16 protein-coding genes and 1 riboswitch are annotated in these 18,846 nt (G+C 42.7%); of the genes, 5 read left to right on the forward strand and 11 right to left on the reverse strand.

Features of this window, described 5'->3' with window-relative positions:
* Window positions 1-568 precede the first annotated feature (568 nt).
* Window positions 569-2,338: a hypothetical protein gene (locus A5875_RS19455; RefSeq protein ID WP_088935223.1), complete on the reverse strand. Its 1,770-nt coding sequence runs from the start codon at window positions 2,336-2,338 to the stop codon at window positions 569-571.
* Window positions 2,339-2,370: 32 nt separating this feature from the next.
* Window positions 2,371-2,907, reverse strand: coding sequence for a GNAT family N-acetyltransferase (locus A5875_RS19460; RefSeq protein WP_088935224.1), 537 nt, complete (start codon window positions 2,905-2,907; stop codon window positions 2,371-2,373).
* A gap of 428 nt (window positions 2,908-3,335) precedes the next feature.
* On the opposite strand from A5875_RS19460, the gene A5875_RS19465 reads away from it, so the two are divergent.
* Entirely contained in the window at window positions 3,336-4,766 is a 1,431-nt protein-coding gene (locus A5875_RS19465; protein ID WP_088935225.1) for a basic amino acid/polyamine antiporter, read from the forward strand.
* Window positions 4,767-4,803: 37 nt separating this feature from the next.
* Here the strand turns inward: A5875_RS19465 and menA (A5875_RS19470) are convergent, their stop codons facing one another.
* From menA (A5875_RS19470) to pplA, 4 genes are all read right to left on the reverse strand, one after another.
* On the reverse strand, window positions 4,804-5,790 hold the full coding sequence (gene menA, locus A5875_RS19470; RefSeq protein ID WP_088935226.1) for a 1,4-dihydroxy-2-naphthoate polyprenyltransferase: 987 nt from the start codon (window positions 5,788-5,790) through the stop codon (window positions 4,804-4,806).
* Window positions 5,791-5,863: 73 nt separating this feature from the next.
* Window positions 5,864-6,814 carry a 1,4-dihydroxy-2-naphthoate polyprenyltransferase gene (gene menA / locus A5875_RS19475; RefSeq protein WP_088935227.1) on the reverse strand — a complete coding sequence of 317 codons (951 nt, stop codon included), beginning with the start codon at window positions 6,812-6,814 and terminating at the stop codon, window positions 5,864-5,866.
* Window positions 6,815-7,879 (reverse strand): FAD:protein FMN transferase, encoded by a 1,065-nt coding sequence (locus tag A5875_RS19480; RefSeq protein ID WP_088935228.1) that lies wholly within the window; start codon window positions 7,877-7,879, stop codon window positions 6,815-6,817.
* A 168-nt stretch (window positions 7,880-8,047) separates the two neighbouring features.
* Window positions 8,048-8,947 (reverse strand): extracellular electron transfer flavoprotein PplA, encoded by a 900-nt coding sequence (pplA, locus tag A5875_RS19485; protein WP_088935229.1) that lies wholly within the window; start codon window positions 8,945-8,947, stop codon window positions 8,048-8,050.
* Between the two features lie 255 nt (window positions 8,948-9,202).
* Here pplA and A5875_RS19490 point away from each other — a divergent pair, with 255 nt between their 5' ends.
* The 4 genes from A5875_RS19490 (at window position 9,203) to A5875_RS19505 (ending at window position 13,231) form a co-directional block, all read left to right on the forward strand.
* Window positions 9,203-11,158 carry an FAD-dependent oxidoreductase gene (locus A5875_RS19490; protein ID WP_088935230.1) on the forward strand — a complete coding sequence of 652 codons (1,956 nt, stop codon included), beginning with the start codon at window positions 9,203-9,205 and terminating at the stop codon, window positions 11,156-11,158.
* 97 nt (window positions 11,159-11,255) lie between these two features.
* Complete coding sequence (locus A5875_RS19495) at window positions 11,256-11,669, forward strand: NusG domain II-containing protein (RefSeq protein WP_088935231.1); 414 nt, start codon at window positions 11,256-11,258, stop codon at window positions 11,667-11,669.
* A gap of 11 nt (window positions 11,670-11,680) precedes the next feature.
* Window positions 11,681-12,220: a Gx transporter family protein gene (locus tag A5875_RS19500; protein ID WP_088935232.1), complete on the forward strand. Its 540-nt coding sequence runs from the start codon at window positions 11,681-11,683 to the stop codon at window positions 12,218-12,220.
* 24 nt (window positions 12,221-12,244) lie between these two features.
* The gene (locus tag A5875_RS19505) at window positions 12,245-13,231 is read left to right on the forward strand and encodes a polyprenyl synthetase family protein (RefSeq protein ID WP_088935233.1); all 987 of its coding nucleotides are present in this window, start codon (window positions 12,245-12,247) and stop codon (window positions 13,229-13,231) included.
* Between the two features lie 44 nt (window positions 13,232-13,275).
* Here the strand turns inward: A5875_RS19505 and A5875_RS19510 are convergent, their stop codons facing one another.
* From A5875_RS19510 to A5875_RS19530, 5 genes are all read right to left on the reverse strand, one after another.
* Window positions 13,276-13,629: a DUF1634 domain-containing protein gene (locus tag A5875_RS19510; protein ID WP_088935234.1), complete on the reverse strand. Its 354-nt coding sequence runs from the start codon at window positions 13,627-13,629 to the stop codon at window positions 13,276-13,278.
* A complete protein-coding gene (locus A5875_RS19515) occupies window positions 13,629-14,477 on the reverse strand; it encodes a sulfite exporter TauE/SafE family protein (RefSeq protein WP_088935235.1) in 849 nt (282 codons plus the stop codon). The genes A5875_RS19510 and A5875_RS19515 overlap by 1 nt, the downstream gene beginning before the upstream one ends.
* 130 nt (window positions 14,478-14,607) lie before the next feature.
* Window positions 14,608-16,194, reverse strand: a complete 1,587-nt coding sequence (locus tag A5875_RS19520; RefSeq protein WP_242551178.1) for a phosphatase PAP2/LCP family protein — start codon at window positions 16,192-16,194, stop codon at window positions 14,608-14,610.
* A gap of 8 nt (window positions 16,195-16,202) precedes the next feature.
* Window positions 16,203-17,345: an FtsW/RodA/SpoVE family cell cycle protein gene (locus A5875_RS19525; RefSeq protein ID WP_088935236.1), complete on the reverse strand. Its 1,143-nt coding sequence runs from the start codon at window positions 17,343-17,345 to the stop codon at window positions 16,203-16,205.
* On the reverse strand, window positions 17,317-18,465 hold the full coding sequence (locus A5875_RS19530; RefSeq protein WP_088935237.1) for an FtsW/RodA/SpoVE family cell cycle protein: 1,149 nt from the start codon (window positions 18,463-18,465) through the stop codon (window positions 17,317-17,319). Before A5875_RS19530 ends, A5875_RS19525 begins: the two co-directional genes overlap by 29 nt.
* Window positions 18,466-18,579: 114 nt before the next feature.
* Window positions 18,580-18,747: riboswitch (M-box (ykoK) riboswitch) on the reverse strand.
* Between the last annotated feature and the right edge of the window lie 99 nt (window positions 18,748-18,846).

Raw genomic sequence — 18,846 nt, forward strand, 5'->3', positions numbered from 1 at the left:
AGATGTGTATAAGAGACATGCACTATAGAGTAAGCTGCAATTACTATACTATCAATAAACTATAACAAGTTAAACACTCCACATGCAATCTTATAAAGTAAGAGATTTTCAAGTGAATCCTTAACCTCTACTACCTATATATCATTTACTTCGTAGAACGATTGTGTCGCTAGGCGCCTAGTTCTTTCTTAATTGTCGATATTAGCAGCTTATGGTCTTTATGATAAATTTTGAAAAAGGAGAACCTGCAAAAAAAATTCCGCAGGTTCTCCTTTTTTGGTCTAGTTCTACAAAAAAAGTGCAAAAAAAAAGATACTTATGAAGCAAAGTATCTTTTAAAAAATTTTCCCAGTTCTAATGGCATAAATAGTTAAGGAAATTAGAATGAACAACGCCAACATTTCTAGTAGAAAGTCGGTGGTTTTTACTTCGTTTTTCGAAGTGTTCCTCTCTCGTTTCATTGCGCTATTAGGGCCCTCCTTATCTTTTACAATGCAAGGATAGCAAACCATTGGAATAGCCGCGTAACAATTCCTAATGAATTTAATTAGAATACTATTAGCTGAATCTAATTTAAACTCACTTTATCTTCAAATAATTTGTTCTGTACGTTTCTGACAACCAGCGCCACGCCCAGCAATTCGATCACTTGGATCAACGGTACACCAGCACCTGTATAGAAAAACATGAACAAGCCCTTGCCATTTGGTGCCCAAGTCGCAAACCAGGATACCCCAAATAGATAGACCAGATAAGTCAGCAGCAGACCAAGAAAAATAATCAAATAGTCCGCTAGAACTTTACGAGTCTTTTTATTTTTGATATAACCCGCGGTAAAAATCACCATCGCGCCCAAACTAACCAGAAGCAGCACAGGTGAAACAATCCGATAGATCCAGATGATGCCCGTGATGATCCAGACTGTCAGCCTCGTCCGCTTCGACTCTGCGGCCATTCCTGATTTAAGCGTAGAAACAGATTTGACATTCAGCAGATCGAGAACCACCTCAGCTGGTTGATCCGGCATAAAGATCGAGCCGCCATAACTGGTCTGATAGCTTTTGTAAAGCGTTGTTTCTAAAATACCGGCACCCATGTAGCTGAAAACTTTCCCCATATCCTCAAGCTTCTTTCCATTACTCTGCTTTGATACGAAGAACATTTTTTTCTTTTTCAGCTCGCCAGACTTGAAGCCCTCCTCCAGCTCTTGGTTGATCTTTTTAAAGACTTTTTCATTTGCAGCGCCGTCCTTATACAGACCTTCCTGCTTAAACATTTCCCGCAAGGCCCAGACAAACATATCGCCAGGCAGCTCATCGTTTTTGACTGGCCAGGCATCCGGCCAAATCGATTCATTCCAGATCCATTCGATCCCTTTGCGATATTTCGCAAAAGTCGGTGAAACCTTCTGCGCTTCGGCAAAGGTCTTTTTCGACACCCAGATCCCACTGTTTTCAGCAACGGCTTCAGAATCATAACCGCTATTATCAATTTGAATCAAGTTTTCCGTTAATTTGGCAAAAGACGTTTTTGTCCGATCATTCGTCGTAAAGATGCCGTAGTGATTTTGATTCACCTTAGAGATCAGCAGCGACTCCCCTAGCGTAAAAATCAACGGCGCAATCAGCAGTAAAAGATTGCCGACAAGCTTTTGCTTGTTCGCCGCCTTCAACAGCTGCCAAATACGATCGAGCCCTTCCTTCAACGATGAACCCAATGGCTGATCCTGTACGATGATCCCAAAAAACGTGCAAAATGTCGCCACGATATAAAGCGGCAGCAGCCAAATCGAATCCTCCCGCAAATACCAGAAAAAAGGAAATGCGATCGTTACTAATATTGACCAGGGAAGGCGTTTTTTCAGCGTCTCTTTTCTTCGCAAATAAAGACCAAGAATGCCAGCTAAAACAAATAGCACCGCCGCAAAGACCAGACTATTCCGATAAACCCGCAGCGAAAAATCTGAGGTCAAGGTCGCAGGTGAATAGATCAGAAATAAGAAACCTAACCCGCTCAAATATTTATTTTTAATCACTGGCGCCAATGCTTTGACAATGGCAAAAGCCGCCCCAATATTGACTAAGCATAAAAACAAGGGATACGACAAGTGTGAAAAATGATTCACAAGTAAAAAGAAAGTGAAAGACAAGCCTTTCGTCAGCGTCCCGGTACCATATGTACCCAGCCATTTCCCGTCCAAAATACTCAATGCCTGATTGATAGAAAGTGCGTCATCATAGCCTGCCTGCATATAGATTTTAATCGGCATCGTTACCGCGATCAACACTCGAAAAACGATCGCAAAGACAAAGACACCCAACATGACTCTCCCCATCATCGCCGGATTGCTCTTTATTCGTTCCCTTATGTTCATAGCTTAGAAAAAGGGATAAACGCAGGCAGCTTCCCTTTAGTCTCCGTCATAAATTTCTGCAGCCAAATAACATCATGCCACTGCTCAAACTTATAGCCAATCTTTGGAAAGTTCGCGACCTCCTGATAGCCAAGCTTTTCATGGAATTTTATACTTCCTTCGTTCCCGCCCGTTATACACGCAGTTAAAATCGCGACGTTTTGCTTACTTAATGTCTCTTCCAACGCTTGATACAAGTGCTTTCCTGCACCATTCCCACGTTTTTCACGATCCACATAGACACTGACCTCCACTGACCAATCATAAGCGGCTCTGTCTTTGTAAGCATGCGCGTAAGCATAGCCTAAAATCTCTCCGTTTTCCTCAGCAATATAATAAGGATATGTATGGAGCGTTTCTTGAATTCTCTCAGCGAAGTCCTTTTCACTCGGTACTTCATAATCAAAAGTAATTGTTGTTTCTGTGACATAAGGCGCGTAAATTGCGACTAACGCAGACGCATCCTTTGCTGTTGCTACTCGAATCTCAATCATCTTAGCCCCCCTCGCTGGTTCAATTTTATCACTCTGACAAATAAAAAAACACCCTCTCTAAAAAGGTTACATCCTAAATCTTAATATTTATTCTATTTTTTACATTCAAACGAATCATACTAGCTGACAGCTAAGAATGGTATTAATAACATACTATTTTTTCTTTTAGCAGCTTCTGCAACATTAGGTTTGTTGACTCGTTAAAAATGAAGCAAAAGAACGGCATCATTTGAATTAGATTATAATTAAATGGCACTTCTTTAAGTTAAGTCGATGGAGTTTCACTTCCCCCTTATGGTTATTTTTAAGTAAATATGCTTATATAGAAAGAGTGTTTCTTATTAAGCTTTCGTCTCATTAAAAGAGCTGGAGTATAAGAAGCACTGGCAGTAAAAATGCTTTATTACTATAAACTGGGAGAATTATTTATGGAACAGAATCAAGTACCTGACAATCATACGAAGGAGATGAGCTTGTTAGGGTTAAGCATGATCGTGATTGGTTCAATGCTGGGAGGCGGCGTCTTTAATTTGCCTAGCAGCATTTCTCAATCTGCTGGTGTCGTTGCTTCATTATTGGCGTGGCTGATTACTGGCGTTGGCGTTTTCTTTATCGCGAAGGTTTTTCAAACTCTTTCAAAGGAAGAGCCGGGGATTATCGGCGGGATCTATTATTATGCCAAAGACGGCTTTGGCGATTATGTCGGTTTCAACTCCGCTTGGGGCTATTGGCTCAGCAATATTATCGGCAATGTTTCTTTTGTCATTCTATTTTTGGATGCCCTGAGCAAATTTATTCCTTCGATCGGCGGTTCTGGCGGACAGATTGGTTTGTTTTTAGGCACCTTTATGATCTGGGGTGTGATTTTTTTAGTTGCTCGCGGGATTCGAACAGCCAGTCTATTGAATACCATCGCCACAAGTGCCAAGGTCGTTCCGATATTATTAGCGATTTTTCTTTTATTTATTCATTTTAAATACCGCACCTTCTCAATGGATGTTTTTGCCAAAAATATGATGTTAAATGGCAAACAGCTCGGCAGTGTTCCGACGCAAATCCGTCATGCGATGCTGCAAACGATGTGGGTCTTCGTCGGGATCGAAGGGGCTGTCGTTTTATCAGGACGAGCAAAACGTGCCCGCGATGTCGGCCGCGCAACGTTGATCGGCTACTCTACGACACTGGCGATCTATGTCTTGATCGTGATGCTGAGCTTCGGTTCGCTGCCGCAGGAACAACTGGCAAACTTACCAAGCCCTTCATTAAGCGGCGTCCTGCGTGCATCGACTGGCGCTTGGGCTGGCAGCATGATCAATATCGGTGTCATCATTTCTGTATTGGGCGCTTGGATATCCTGGACGATTTTGGCTGCCGAAATTTCTTTTGACGCCGCTCAGGATAAAATGTTTCCCGCCTTCTTAGGCAAAGCCAATAAACAAAATGCACCCGTGAACGCTTTAATTCTGAATGGTGTCATCATGCAGATCGTTTTTTTGATCTCGCGCTGGGCGATGGATGCCTTCCAAGCAGTGACCGATACCGCGACAACCATGGTTCTAGTTCCTTACGTTTTATCCGCCGCCTTCTTATGGCAGATCGCTAAAGGAAAAAAACACAAAGGACAACAATTTCTAGCTATTGGCGGAATCGTCTACGGAATCTACATGCTCTACTCATCAGGTATCCTGAATCTGCTCTATTGCATCGGCATTTACGCATTAGGCTTCGTCTTCTGGTTGTGGAACAGCCATACGTATCATCGCCCAGTCTTCGCGACTAAGCGTGATAAAATTTTATTTGCGATTGTCACCAGTTTAGGTGTGCTCAGCTTGATCGTCTTTTTAATTCAATTAGGGTAAAAAAAGGAGTCAGTGATCAAAACCACTGACTCCTTTTTTAGATAAACTGTAAAATCATCGTAACTAAAAGCCCTAGCGCATAGCAGCTATTAAACACGATCAGATTTTCCACCGCCATCGGAAATGTTTTGTTCTTAATCTGCTCCTGCGTGAAAATCCTAGTCTGTGGAATCACTTTTAACAGACTGATAAAAGTCAGCAGGATCGGCCATTGATAAATGCCAGCGATCAAGCCAACCAGAATCACGCCATAGCAGCTGTACATCAACACATTGAATAATCTCACGCTCCACTTGCGCCCGATATAAAACGGCAATGTATAGCGATGATTCTCAACATCCTGCTCCAAATCACTAATATTATTCGCCAACATGATATTTGCGATCGTCAGCACCAATGGCAACGCCGCCCAGATAACCGCCAGCACTGCCATCGTATTACCTGTTAAAGCAAAACGATTAAAATCCAGTTCCAGATAAAACAGCCGCTGATCGTAAGTATTCAAATAAATCGTGATGACAAAAATTCCCAAGCCTTCTGTTACGCCGCTAAAAATTTCGCCCAACGGCATCCTTGAAAGCGGGATCGGGCCATAGGTATAAAACACACCAACAAAAAAGCACGCCGCCCCCATCGGTAAAAGCAGCCACCCAGTTTGGACCACCAATATCAAGCCGACGATTGCCGCAAAACCTACCAAACTAAAAATGAGCCGCTGGATCTGCTTTTCTGATAAATTTTCCCGACCGATAAGATTCTCTTCATATTTGTATTTTTCCGAATGGGCCTTGATAAAATCCATATAATTATTGATCGCCGTGATGGCTAAATCAAAGGCAAACATACCGAAAAAGAAAAAAAGCGTTTTTCCCGGATGGAAGGAATGAAAATACGTATTCGTAAATAAAACAGCGATCACAAAAGGAAAGATTCCGGCAAACTTTGTGCGAATCTGCACGAGTTCAAAGAAATTTTCTTTCGTCATTTTATTTTGAGTCGCTTTTAGCCTCTTTGTATTGTCCATAATGACCCCTTAACTCATTTTTTTCCCGCAAATTCAACCACCACATAAAAGCTATGTGGCGGTATCGATTTTTTTAATTAATAAATTGCCAAAGCAACGTTACCAACAGCCCCAATGCATAGCAGCCGTTAAAGGTCACTAAATTTTTGATCGACAGCACAAAGGTCTTGCTTTTGACCTGTTCCTTCGTAAAAATTTTCGTTTGCGGATACACTTTGACTAAACTTACAAAGATCAACAGAATCGGCCATTGATAAATACCCGCGATCAGTCCAATCAAAATCGCCGCATAAGAACTGTACATTAAAAGATTAAACAAGATCACTGCGTTTCTTTTCCCTAAATAAAACGGCAAGGTATAACGATGGTTCGCAATGTCCTGCTCCAGATCACTGATATTGTTTGCCAGCATGATGTTAGCGATCGTCGCGATCAAAGGTAAAGATGCCCACACAACAGCCAACGCCGCCGTCGTACTTCCAGTAAGCGCAAAATGCTTCAAATCCAGCTCCATGAAAAAGAGCATTTTATCATAGGTATTCAAATAGATCGTGATAGCAAAAATTCCCAGCCCCATCGTCACCCCGCTGAAGACTTCCCCTAAAGGCATACGGGACAGCGGAATTGGACCGAACGTATAAAACACGCCGACGAAACAGCAGGCACAGCCCATCACTAAAAGCAGCCACCCCGTTTGAACAGCTAAGGTGATCCCAACGATCGCCGCAAAGCCGATCAAGCCAAAAATAATCAGCACAACAGTCCGTTCAGACAGCTGATCTTTCCCGATAACATTTTCTTGATATTTGTATTCTTCAGAATGTGCTTTGCGAAAATCCATGTAATTATTGATCGCGGTCGTCGCCATATCAAAAGCAAGCATTCCAAAGAAGAAAAAGAGCGTCTTTCCCCAATGAAACGAATGGAAATACGTATTAGTAAACAGGACTGCGATCAAAAATGGAAACAAGCTCGCTAATTTGGTGCGGATCTCCACTAAATCAAAAAAACTTTCTCTTGTCATCTATTTCATATCCTTATCGTTGCCCATCGTGTAACCAGCTTCCTTATTCAATTCAAAAACATCCTTCAAGCCGGAAGTGACATAGACCTTATCGTCTCGCGTCACAAAAATCGCCTCGGTATCCTTCAAGCCTTCTACGTACTTCATGCCTTCTTTGACACCCATTGAAAAGACTGCAGTGGAAAGACCATCCCCGTCGATCGATTTTTTCGATACGATCGTCACACCAGCGATGTCATTGTCAAAAGGATATCCTGTCTTAGGATTAAACAAGTGATGATAGGTTTTGCCGTCCGCTTCTAAATAGCGTTCATAGATTCCCGAGGTCACTAGCGACATATTACTTTCAGGAACGCTGCCTAGAATAACATTGCGGGCTTGGTTTGGATCTTGAATCCCAACCGTCCAATCTTCCTTTTGATCCCCCCGCGGACTGTGCCCCAGAACATAGACATTCCCGCCGAGGTCGATGATTGCAGTCGTTACATCATTTTCCTTCAAAACTTTGACCACTTCATCTGTGATATACCCTTTAGCGATCGCACCTAAATCCAGCTTCATGCCCTTTTCTTTCAAGTAGACCGTTTTATCCGTCTCATTAAACTCTACATCGTGATAATTAACCAGCTTCAATGCTTGGTCGATCTCACTTTGTTCAGGCTTTCGAGCATCAGGGAATCCGATCCGCCACAATGAGGTGATCGAACCGATCGCCATGTCAAAGCCGCCCTTAGAATCTTCACTGTATTTGTAGGCTTCCTTCAATAGATAGTACATATCGTCGGTTACTTTGACCGGTTTTATGCCAGCCTCTTGATTGATCTCATCGATCTCTGAACCTTCTTCGTTCACGGTGATTTTATCAGCTAATTCTTTCACTCGAGCAAAAGCCGGCTTCAATGCTGCTTTTTTCCCGTCATCATAGATCCGAATCTGGACATAAGTCCCCATCAAAAACTGTTTATCGTCATATGGTTTCTCATTTATCTTAGGCTGATCACTGCCGCATGCCGTCAAAGCAATGGCGATCAATCCGAAAATCATCAATAATGCACGTTTCTTCACGTTCATACTTCCTTTATCTATTCAAGATTTTATCACTTTATCATAGCGTGTTTAACCCATACTTTCAAAGTATTTTAGCGAATCCCTTCATATAGCAGTATGGATGATTCGCAAAAAAAGAGCTGGGGAACCCCCAGCTCTTCCAAGCTCCCCTAATTGATAAAGGAATTAATTTTTAGTTACGATATTGTCTACTTGGATCGCTGTCGTGTTGCCTTTTTCAGCAGCATTCACTAATTGCGCAGCGTATGTTTGGAATACATGTGATGAATGAGTCGCACCAGTTACCACTTCAACTTCAGCAGGTGTGCCCTTTTCGACTAAACCTTTGTTCAGGTCTTCGATGTATTCTTTTGGACCAACGCCGCTTTTAGCTTTCATGTTCTTTTCGTATTCAGCGTCATCTTTTTTAGATTTGCCATCTTTGTCGACCATGTCAAAGTTCGATTCAGTGATTTTTCCGCCAGCAACCGTCATATTGAAGACTGTCCGGTAGCCGTTAGAGTAGTTCTTTTCTTCTAATGTATACGTGCCATCCTTCAATTCAGCGCCATTGTCGATTTCGATTGTTTTCGTATCGCCAGCTTGAGCTGCTTGAACCAACTGTTGTGAGTAATTTTTAAACGCTTCACTTGAATGTGTTGCACCAGTAACCACTTCAACTGCATCTGGATTTTGCGTTTGTTCTAAAGATTTATTCAATGCTGGAATGTATTCTTTAGGACCCGTTTTCGTTTTTTCTTTCATGTTCTTTTCGTAATCGGCATCCTTTTGTTTAGACTTGCCGTCTTCATTTAAATAATCATAGTTAGATTTCGTGATTTTACCGTCTTTGACAGTCATGTCAAAAACTACGCGATAACCATTTGAATAGTTCTTTTCTTCAAGTTTGTAGGTACCGTCTTTCAGATCGCCGCCTGCTTCTTTTTCCGCTGGTTTTACGGCTTCAGAAGAGCTCGCTGAAGAACTTGATGCTGATTCTTTATCATTGTTTCCGCCACAAGCTGCCAAAGCTAGTGTAGTAAACGCTACCACAGCAAATCCTGATACTATTTTTTTCATTTTCATGATTAAACTCCACCTTTTTCTTTTTTTGTGATTCATTAAACAAGAATCATTCTAAATCACTTATTTAAGTTTGTACATCATTTTTTATATTTATCCTATTTTTCTAATTAATTTATTAAAAAAGGCGCTTAATTAGTTTAACTTAATTCTAATAGACAAAAAAATAAACTAAATGTATAATGAATTCGATTGTTCAGGCATTATCAATTTATTATTATTGTGCAGTCATTATCATTTAGAAGGAGCGGATTATCAATGGCACAACAGAAGATTGTCGTTGTCGGTGCAGGTTATGCAGGTGTCGCAGCAACGAAATTCATGTCCAAAAAGTTAAAAAAAGACGACGTTGAGATCACGTTGATCGATCGTCACTCTTACCATACAATGATGACCGAATTACACGAAGTGGCTGGTGGACGCGTTGAACCAGAAGCGGTTCAATACGATTTACAGCGGTTATTTGCCCGCAAGAAAAATGTTTCACTAGTTACTGATACAGTCATCGGCATCGATAAAGAGAAAAAAATCGTCAAAACCAAACTAGGCAAGTACCCCTTTGATCAATTAATCATCGGTATGGGCGGCGAACCTAACGACTTCGGTACTCCCGGCGTCAAAGAACACGGCTTTACCTTATGGTCAATGGAAGACGCGATCAAAATTAGAAAGCACATCGAAGAAACTGTCGCAAAAGCAGCGCTTGAGCCTGATGAAGCGACTCGTCGTGCGATGTTGACCTTTGTTGTCTGCGGTTCAGGCTTCACTGGGATCGAAATGATCGGCGAATTAATGGAATGGAAAAAGGTTCTGGCAAAAGAGCATAAATTACGACCAGAAGAATTTACTTTGATGGTTGTGGAAGCCCTTCCGACGATTTTGAACATGCTTGATCGTAAAGACGCGGAAAAAGCCGAACGTTTTATGATGAAAAAAGGCATTCAATTGAAGAAAGGCGCACCGATCACTGAAGTTACAGCAGATCACATCGTCTTAAAAGATGGCTCACAGATCCCAACTAATACGTTGATTTGGACTGCTGGTGTCAAAGGAACGACAGATGCTGCTGATTTTGGCCTAGAAGCAGCACGCGGTCAACGCTTATATGCGAATGAATATATGCAAGCTAAAGGCTATGAAGATAAAGATATTTATATCATTGGTGATTTGGTTCACTATGAGGAAAATGGCGATGGCCGTCCGACTCCGCAGATTGTTCAAGCGGCTGAACAAACCGGACACACCGCAGCAGCCAACATTGTAGCCAAGATCAAAAACACACCAAAACACGAATTCAAGAGTAACTATCAAGGTTTCATGGTTTCAATTGGCTCTAAATGGGGCGTTGCCAACTTGATGGATAAATTCCACATATCGGGTTTCTTGGCAATCGTCGTTAAACATTTAGTTAATTTGTTGTACTTCTTTACGATTCGTTCGGGCTATTACATGTTCCAATACATGATGCACGAGTTCTTCCATATCAAAAATGATCGCAATGTGACCCGCGGACATTCTTCTCGTTACGGAAATGTTCTTTGGAGCGTTCCATTACGTGTCTTCTACGGTTCAATGTGGTTAATTGAAGCATCGAAAAAAGTAGTCGGTGACGGCAGCTATTTGAATCCAAGCTCTTGGTTCGGCAGCGGCTCATGGTTTACCGATAAAGTGGTCTTCCCTTTCCCTTGGCTGCAAGAACAAGTAACAACTGGTGCCTCAGCAGCCGGAGCACACGCGGCTGAAGCTACAACTGCGGCTACTGGTGCTGCTGGCGGAGCAACGGATGCAGCCGCTAATGCCGCAACACATTTTGGTCTTAGCTACGCTTTTGGTGAAAATCCAATGCCGGTCTTTGAAAAAATGCCCCACTGGTTCGCCAACATCATGGAATTCATGATGCCGAATCGAGATGTTGCCTTATTCATGCAGAAATTTATGACCTTCGTTGAAATCGGTATTGCGTTAGCCTTGATCTTCGGATTGTTTACTTGGTTAGCCAGTGCTGCGACAATCGGTCTGACCATTGTCTTCTGTCTATCAGGTATGTTCTATTGGGTAAACATCTGGTTTATCTTTGTTGCCTTTGCCTTAATGAATGGCTCTGGTCGCGCATTAGGTCTGGATCGCTGGGTCATTCCTTGGATCCAACGAACTGCCGGCAGATGGTGGTATGGAACACCAAGATCAATTTACGGAAAAAACAGTTCCAAGTAATTTGACTAATATTGAAGGAAAGTTCTAAAGGGCTTGTATCCCTCTTTAGAACTTTCTTTATGTTATGATAAGAGAAAAAATGAAAGAGGTGTGCACATTGAAACTGAAGGATTTTGCTAAAAATAGTTTACTTCGACCTTGGGATGGCATCATCGTTATGATCCTTATTTTGCTTTCCTTTGCTCCTGTCGTGGTCTTCAGTCTCAATCGTGTATCGAGTCCTACACAAAAGGCGGTCCTTTCGGTCGATGGAAAAGAACTCAAAACCTTTGATCTTTCGGATAAATCACAGGCTTACACCTATCGTTATGAAGATAAAGACGGCGACTATAATCTGATCGAGGTTAAGGGAAATCGGATTCGGATCAAAGAAGCAGATTGCGGGGATCAAATCTGCGTACGCCGCGGCTGGATCGATCAATCTGGCGAGACCATCGTCTGTCTGCCGCATAAATTAGTGATCGAGATCAAATCCTCAGACGGAGGGGAGCCCGGCAGTGTTATTTACTAACTGCCCTTACTATGAATAAAACACAAAAGCTGATCTACATAGCACTCCTAGTCGCGCAAGGGGTAATCTTGGGCCTTATTGAGAATATGTTTCCGTCCCCTTTCGCCTTCGCGCCTGGAGCAAAGCTGGGACTCGCCAATTTAATTACAATCGTGGCGATTTTTACGATGCCTAAAAGAGACAGCTTCCGTTTGATTTGGATGCGTCTGATTTTAACGACCCTTTTAGGCGGGACTGTCTCGACCTTTTTATATAGTATGAGCGGCTCACTCTTGAGCTATTTTGGCATGCTTTTAGTAAAAAGCCTCGGACCTAAGCGCGTCAGCATCATCGGCATCAGTGCCGCCGGCGGTTTTCTTCATAATGTCGGACAGCTGCTGGTCGCAAGCTGGATTGCCCAGTCTTGGACCGTCATGCTCTATTTGCCGGTCATGTCCCTCTTGGGTATCCTTGCCGGGATCGTGATCGGGATTGCAGGAAATTATCTGCTGGTCCATGTCCGAGCATTGAAAAAATTTCAAGTAGATTATGAATTGTCTAAAAAAAAATAAATAAGGATCAGGAGGGTTTCAAGAATGAAACTTCATCCCATGTGGCAAGAATACCCTGACCTTGCTAAACAGTTAACAACGACCCTTGAATTAATGGAAAGTGTCGTCAAATTAAAAAATAAAAAAGTAGAAGCAGCCGTACTGGATATGATCCAAGCAGGCGGCAAACTGTTGCGGCCGGCCTATCAGCTCTTATTTTCGCAATTCGGTCCAGATCAAGATGAAAAAAAGGCCACCTCGCTGGCGGCTTCTATCGAGATGCTTCACACAGCAACACTGATTCATGATGATATTGTCGATGAATCAGCATTACGACGCGGCCTGCCAACGATTCGTTCTGCCTTTGGAAATGATACCGCGGTGTATGCAGGGGATTATTTGTTCATTTGCTGTTTCAAGTTATTGTCCGATTACTCGACTTCTTTGAGAAGCCTGCAATTGAACTCCCGCAGCATGGAAAAAATCCTAGATGGTGAATTAGGCCAAATGGATGATCGCTACAAGCTTGATCAATCGGTCGCTGAGTACGTGGAAAATATCTCAGGAAAAACCGCTGAGCTTTTTGCCTTAAGCTGTTCCGTTGGGGCTTTCGAGAGCGGCAATAGTGAGCGCTTCGCAAAAAAAGCTAATACCATCGGATTAAATATCGGTATTGCCTTTCAAATTATGGATGATCTGCTGGATTATCAGGCAGATGCTGCGACTTTGGGCAAGCCAGTCTTAGAAGATGTCCGGCAAGGCGTCTATTCGTTACCCTTGATCTATGCGCTGAACCAAGAAAAGGAACAATTGCGTCCTTACTTGGAAAAGAAAAAGCAAATGACCGACGAAGACACGCTTCAGGTTCAAAAGCTGGTGCAGCAATTAGGTGGTGTCACTTACGCACAGCAGCTGGCTGCAGATTACACAGAAGAAGCGCTAAAAGATATTCGAAAATTACCAGACAACTTCTTTGGTACAAAGGAAACGCTTGAGCGCTTGACCAGTCAAATTTTAATGAGAAAAAGTTGAGATAAAAAACTCCGACCAGCATCTGCTGATCGGAGTTTTCGCTTTTACTTTTCAACTAAACCAAAACTCATCCCAATCACTAAGATAATCAGCACGATAATGGTAATAACGACATATAAATAATCTTTTTCTTTCGCAAAAGCGAAAATCGAAACGACTACCCGCAAAACAGGCGTTAGTATCAAACAAAAAAGACCCAACATGATAAAGGCTTCCCCGTTTAATTGCAGCAAACCTTGGAAGATCAGAGGCAAACTATTCGGCACTTGCGTAGCAGTGGGTAAGAAAAATAATAATATCATTCCAAGCAAAATGATCCCAGCCGAAACGACTACACCAATTCGTAAAATATACCCGATGGAACGCTCGATTTTCAGCATCTCTTCTTTATTTTCCATTAGCTGATCACCCCAAATCCCCGCAGAACCATTTGAATTCCCATAAGCAATAAAATCGGAATAAAGATCATTCGGATCACGATTGGTTTTAGCCGCGTCATGATTCGAGAACCGATCGTCGCACCGATTAATACTCCTAAGGCTAACGGCGCTGCGATTTGCGGTAGAATCGCTCCGCTGAAAAAGTAAACCATCGCAGAAGCAGCCGCAGTTACTCCCATCATTAAATTACTGGTAGCACTCGAAGGCTTTAAGGGCATTTTCATGATAGTATCCATGGCGGTTACTTTGAAAACACCACTGCCGATTCCTAATAAGCCCGATGCGATTCCCGCGCCGAACATCATGGCAAAGCCGCCAGGGACCTTTTCAACCTGATAATCAATTTGCTTTTCCAGTACTTTATCATAGTAGGAACCGTTCAGCTTTAATTTTTCCGCCAACGAGTCGCCCGTCGATTCAGTAACTGGCTTATCCGATTTGCCCCGCAGCTTTTGAATCATATTCACGACTGAAAACAACAAAAAGCCGCCGAATAAAATAAATAAGAAGCCCGTCGGTACGACACCTGAAAGCAAAGCCCCCACGATGGCGCCGATCGTTGTCGCGATCTCTAAAAACATCGCCACACGCAGGTTCAACATATCATCCTTCAAGTAAGCGATCGTCGCACCTGAACTTGTCGCGATCACGCAAACAATACTGGCTGCGATCGCATATTGGATATCCAATCCCAGCACTAACGTCAAAAAGGGCGTTAAAATAATTCCGCCGCCGATCCCCAAGATCGACCCTAATATTCCGGCCAAGACACCGACTATAAATAATAATCCTATTTGACTAAGCATAATTTCCCGCCTTTCCGCTGTTATTATAGCGCAACTTGATTTCAAAGCAGAACATTTAGCCGGCGTATTAGATATTCTAATGAATCACTTTAGCAAAATGAATCATTCGGAAAGTCTTTCGTTGATGGCACTATTTATCTTCTATGTCTAATTGCTTATGCAAAAGTTCCTTCACACGATCCACTTCCTCCTGCGGAATTTTTTGATAGGATATCCCCTCTTCCCCTGTAACACCGTCGCCGGTGAAGCCTTCGCCTTGAACCTGCTGGCTATTGATTTTTGTCAGACAAGAATGGTAGCCTGTCAAAATTTTCTGCATTTGATCAAAGGTTAGATCGGTCTTTCCATTTTCTCCAATGCCGTCTAAAATTTTCTGATAGCTGAAAATACTTTTCGTTGAGAGTATTTTATTGATTAACAATTCCATTACCTCTCGTTGCCTTCCTTGGCGTCCATAGTCGCCTGTGGGATCTTCGTAGCGCATGCGTGAATATTGCAGCGCCTCCCAGCCGTTCAAGTGTTGTTTCCCTTTTGGATAATCAATTCCCTCCGCCGAAAAAGCAAAGTCATTATCTACCGTGACACCACCCACCGCATCGACTAGCGTCTGCAAACCATCCATATTGACTGAGACATAATGATGAATCGGAATATCTAAAAATTTTTCTACCGTATTCATGATCATCTCCGGTCCGCCGATGGAATGCGCATGATTGATCTTATCCTGATAGTCCGCTCCGACGATCTCTACAAAGGAATCTCGCGGGATACTTACTAGGGTCGTTTCTTTTGTTTGATTGTTTAAAGTGGCGACTATGATCGTATTCGCGCGAAAGTCCGTTTTTCTTTTCGCATCGTTTGCGATCCCTAAAATTAAAATACTCATCGGCTCAGTTGCTTCCGGTGATTTTAATTTTCCTGTCCGTTCGATGGGCGAATACATGGAGTCCGCCATTTTTTGCGAGCTATGATAAAACTTTAGCGCAAAAACACTGGCGCCCGAAACAAGCACCACCAAAACTGCGATTGCACTCAATAATACTTTCTGCCAGGTTGAAAAGGCGGATTTTCTTGTTCGTGTTAAGCGCGGACTGCTCTGCTGCAAATAAGGATAAAACAAGCCGGCAGTCCCAAAAGTTAGACCGGCACCGAGAAACAGTCCCGTCAGGATATCGCTAAAATAATGGACACCTAAATAAAGCCGGCCGCCGGCAATCGTGATTCCTAACAAAATCAACACGAGCTTGAGGTATATCGGCAGCTTCTTCTCTCTGAAAAAATAAATCAAAAACAAGGAACAGATAAACGTCATGATCAGCAGTGAATGCCCGCTGGGGAAGCTATAGGACGAGCGGGCAATATACTGTACTTGATCCGGCCGCGTTCGTTGAAGCAGCTGCTTCAACAAATATCCGACACCACTGATCAAAAACAGATTTCCAAGACCCCAAGCAGCCAACCCTTTATAATTGATCCGCAGCAGAAAAATCGCAAGAGCACTAAAAATGACCAGCATCGGACCAATCGTTGCGAACTTTGCGGTCGCGCCGGCAAAAACTGTTAAGTAAGGAATATCCGGTATTCGATGTTGGATAAAAAGATTATCCAAATTGTTGAGCCACTGCGCGTCCATTGCCACCGCTGCGGTTAAAATGATTACTCCCAGCAACGCGCCTACGCTGCTAAGAAAAAGCTTTTTTCGCATAATTATCTTCATCTCTCTTTTCACCTATTTTCTCTAAATCCCAGCATGATACCAAGGCCCATACCCAGTACGATCAAGGACGTTCCACCTTGACTCAAGATCGGCAAGGGAATTCCTGTTAAAGGCAGAATCCCGATCGCCGCGCCGATGTTTTCAAAAATTTGAAACAACAAACTGAAGACAAAAGCTGCCGCCAGATAGAGGTTCGCTTTGTTATTGGTTCTAATCGCAGCAGACAGGATTTGATAAAACAAATAGAAATACAGAAAAATCACCAGCGTCCCGCCGATAAAACCAAAGCTTTCACCGATCACCGTAAAGATCATGTCCGATTCGCGGACGGGAACATAGACCGAAGCCTGCTCTGTCCCTCGCCCAAAGAGTCCGCCCGAGCCAATGGCATAAAGACTTTGGACCTGCTGATAGGCGATAGAGTCGCGATATTGAAAAGGATCGACCCAGGCCCGAACGCGATCTAATTGATACGTTTTAAAATGCAGCCAATAAAGCAGCTTGTTCCCCCACTCACTGAACACTAAAATTAATAACGTACTGCCTAGCGCTGCACCTGCACCTGTAATTACAGCGAGGATTTTCCAGTGCACTCCAGAAATAACAAACAACGCTCCCAAGACAGCAATAAAAACCAAGCTTGTACCAAAATCCCGCTGCATAAACATCAGTAAGAATGTCGGCAAGCTGTATAATGCGATTTTTCCTATATAACGCAGATCGCTTCTCAAGGTTCGCTTCACGCATTGCATTTCATTAATCAGCGTTAAACGAACCATAAAAAGAATAAAACTCAGCTTCATCAATTCTGACGGCTGAAAGGAAAAACTACCGATGCGCAGCCAGCGTTTCGTGTTGGTCACGAAGTACATAGCAGGATCATAGAACCAATACAATAGAGCCATCACGCCTAACGACAGAACATAAAAGACCGGAGCATATTTCAACAGATGGGAAGTTTTAATTCTGCTGACTAGTACCATTGCCGCCAGTGACACCAGACAAAAAAGAATCTGCTTCATCACCACCCGCTTCACGTCATCGCCATCTAATTCAGCGGCCAACGATTGCACGCCGATGCTAATCAAATAGAATAAGAAAATCGGCAAAAACAGAGAATAGTTAAATTCGTTGCTCAAACGTTTCATCATGTGTGCGATCCTCCGAAGAAAATTTTAGACAGATGCCCAAAGCCATAGAAAGAATCAAATAGCTGGTTCCGCCGTAACTAATAAACGGCAGCGGCACTCCGGTCATAGGTATCAGACCTAAAATACTGGCGATATTGATACTTGTTTGAAGCAGCACTAAGGTTCCCACGCCAAAATAAATCAAGCTGACCTGCTGACTCGTCTCCTTCGCCGCTAATACAAATAAACGAAGAGCAATCAGAAATAGCAGCGCCAAGACAAGCAAACCGACGATCACACCTAATTCCTCCACTAAAATCGAATAAACAAAATCCGTCTCGGCGACTGGCAGATAGCCTTTTTTCGTAATACTATTGCCTAACCCTCTGCCAAAGAAGCCGCCATTATACAGCGCATAATACGAGTTGCTCATTTGAAATCCTTTGCCATACGGATCTAAAAAAGGATCTCTTACTAAGCGAATACGATCATAGGTATGGGCAAACAATTCAGGCAACAGCTGATGACTGCCTAGAAAAAGAATCAGACCGCCTATCAAGGCAATTCCTACGATAAGCGTCAAAAAAATGAACACTGAAAGCTGATAAGGTAATTCAGCAGTCGTAATGATTACTAAAGCGATCCCCCAGATAATAATCGCGCCTGTTACCTTCGGCTGCAGCAAAATCATCAGACCGCTGAGTAAAACAAGTCCGCAGGGAATCCTCAGCTCGCGCCTCGTTCGCTTCACTCGGAAAAAATAAGCCAAATACAGGATCAACGCGACATTCGTCACCTCGGAAGGCTGAAACTGGATACCGAATAACGACACCCACCTTTGAGCACCATTGATACTGACCCCGCTTATTTTTACCAGTAGCAGACTGACCAGTCCCACCGCCAATAAACCTTTTGCCAAGGTGCCATTCACCAAAACATCGCTTTTTACACGATAAATGACCGCGATCAGCAGCCAGCTAAGTCCCATAAAAATCGCCTGCTTGCTAAATAACGATAATGGATTTTCGCCTTCAGCCATTAAGCGATAAGAACTAGCGCTGAAAACAATTAAAAGACCGATTAGACTAGCGCCCAAATAAGGCAGCAATAATAGCCAATCGATCTTTTTTCTTTTCATCATATCCCTCTCTCCCTTCATCAAGTAATTGTTTGAGACGAGAGAGCCCACAGTAAATAACCAAAAAAGAGACACCAAACGTTAGCGAAAAAAACTAACAAGTCTGGTGTCTCACACAATCAATCTCATCGTCTGAGTTTTAGCACTAAACAACGTAAAGAATTACTCTTAGCTATTTTATGAAAAGCCTTAATCCGACAATTCCTATTTTACACATTGGCGTCTTTCGACGTTTCTGCGCAATAGCCTATGTTTGTTTAGGAGCCTCACCTAACAAGTTTACTTATATTTACTTTCACAAAGAATACTACTTTTTTTAGCAATAAATATAGATGTGTATAAGAGACAGGAGTAACTTCCCCCGGATAAGAATGGATATAACCA

It is taken from the genome of Enterococcus sp. 3H8_DIV0648 (assembly GCF_002140655.1).
In the GTDB taxonomy this organism is placed as follows: Bacteria; Bacillota; Bacilli; order Lactobacillales; family Enterococcaceae; genus Enterococcus_A; species Enterococcus_A hulanensis.